At 57.7% G+C, this 1900-nt stretch carries 2 protein-coding genes; both read left to right on the top strand.

All coding sequences use genetic code 11. The annotated features are described in order from the left end of the window. Positions 1 to 1209, top strand: a 1209-nt coding sequence (locus AACR93_RS03790; RefSeq protein WP_043852282.1) for a type I restriction enzyme subunit R domain-containing protein, incomplete at its 5' end; no start/stop codon positions are given. Next, the coding region (locus AACR93_RS03785) for a M48 family metallopeptidase (RefSeq protein ID WP_043852281.1) at positions 1209 to 1900 on the top strand (692 nt) is incomplete at its 3' end. The genes AACR93_RS03790 and AACR93_RS03785, both read left to right, overlap by 1 nt.

Below are 1900 nucleotides of genomic sequence, written 5' to 3'. Positions count from 1 at the left end.
CTGCTCATTGTCGTGGATAAGCTGCTGACCGGTTTTGATGCCCCCTCTGCCACCTACCTCTATATCGACAAGAAGATGGCTGATCACAACCTGTTCCAAGCCATCTGTCGGGTGAATCGGCTGGATGGTGACGACAAGGAGTACGGCTACATCATCGATTACAAAGACCTGTTCAAGTCGCTGGAGAAGACGGTCAACGACTATACGGCCGAGGCCTTCGCGGGTTATGACAAGGAGGATGTGGCCGGGCTGCTCAAGGATCGACTGGCGCAGGCCAAAGAGGATCTGGATAACGCTCTGGAAGCCGTCCGTGCATTGTGTGAGCCGGTGAAGGCGCCCAAGTCGCAACTCGATTATCAGCATTATTTCTGTTGTGAGCCGGGAGCCGATGAAGAGACGTTGAGCGAGAAAGAGGCATTGCGGCTGACCCTCTATCAGTTGGTGGCCAAGTTGATCCGCGCCTTTACCAATCTGGCGGGTGAGCTGGAGGAGGCGGGTTACAGCGCCTCGCAGGCCGCCTCGATCAAGCAGGAGGTCGAACACTTCGCCAAGGTCCGGGATGAGATCAAGCTGGCCAGTGGTGATCTGGTGGATATGAAGCAGTTCGAGCCGGGCATGCGCCAGATGCTGGATCTGTGGGTGGATGCCGACCCCAGCGAGACGCTGATGGACTTTGAGGAGCTGGGGCTGCTGGAGCTCATTATCCAGCGCGGCCCCGAGGCGCTGGATGGGTTGCCCAAGGAGATGCGCGACAATCAGGAGTCGATGGCCGAGGCGATTGAAAACAACGTGCGCCGGACCATCGTCGATGAGAACCCGGTCAACCCCAAATACTACGAGAGGATGTCGGTGCTGCTCGATGAGCTGATCGATCTGCGCCGCCAGCAGGCCATCTCCTATCAGGAGTATCTGGAAAAGGTCCGCGAGCTGGCCAAGCAGGTGAAATATCCACAGAGCCATAGCCAGAGCGCCTACCCAGAGAGCATAGACACGGCAGCCAAACGGGCACTCTATGACAATCTGGGCAAGGATGAGCTGCTGGTGGCCAGGATTGATACCGCCGTGCGTTATACCAAGAAGGCCGATTGGTATGGCGATCGCTTCAAGGAGCGGGAGATCGCGTTTGCCATTGCCGAAGAAACCAAGGGATACGATGTGACCGTTGCCGAGGTGATGGAGCTGGTGAAAGCGCAGCAGGAGTACCACTGATGCCCCTGATCACCATTGGTGAGCTCACGCTGGAGTTGCAGCATAAGGGGATCAAGAACCTGCACATCAATGTGCTGCCCCCTGATGGTCGCGTGCGCGTCTCGGCCCCGGCGTCGCTGTCACAGACGGCCATCAGAATGGCCGTGGTCAGACGCTTGCCGTGGATCCGGCAGCAACAGGCCCACTTTCAGGCGCAGCCACGTCAGAGCGAGCGCCAGATGTGCAGCGGCGAGACGCACTACCTTTGGGGACGGGGCTATCGATTGGAGGTGATCCCGGTTGAGGGAGCGCACAGCGTCAAGCTACAAGGGGGGTGGATCCGGATGCGGGTTCCCGCTCATTATGACGCAGCGAAGCGAGAAGCCTTGCTCCTGGGCTGGTATCGCCAATTGCTACGCCAGCGGCTGCCGATATTGATGGCCAAGTGGCAGGCCTTGCTCAACGTCACCCCTTCGTTTGTCGGTATCAAACGGATGAAGACCATGTGGGGGAGCTGCAAAACAGATACATCCCGCATCTGGATCAACCTCGAATTAGTCAAGAAGCCCCCCGAATGCCTGGAATTTATTGTGGTGCACGAGCTGGTTCACCTGTTAGAGCGCAAACATAACCAGCGATTTATCACACTGATGGATACCCATCTGCCCAACTGGCGCGAGCATCGCGAGAAGCTCAACAAGATGCCGCTGGC

It is taken from the genome of Aeromonas sp. L_1B5_3 (assembly GCF_963866575.1).
Classification (GTDB): Bacteria; Pseudomonadota; Gammaproteobacteria; order Enterobacterales; family Aeromonadaceae; genus Aeromonas; species Aeromonas jandaei.
The sequence above is the reverse complement of the archived record's forward strand: the minus strand, read 5'-3'. Positions and strand labels throughout refer to the sequence as shown.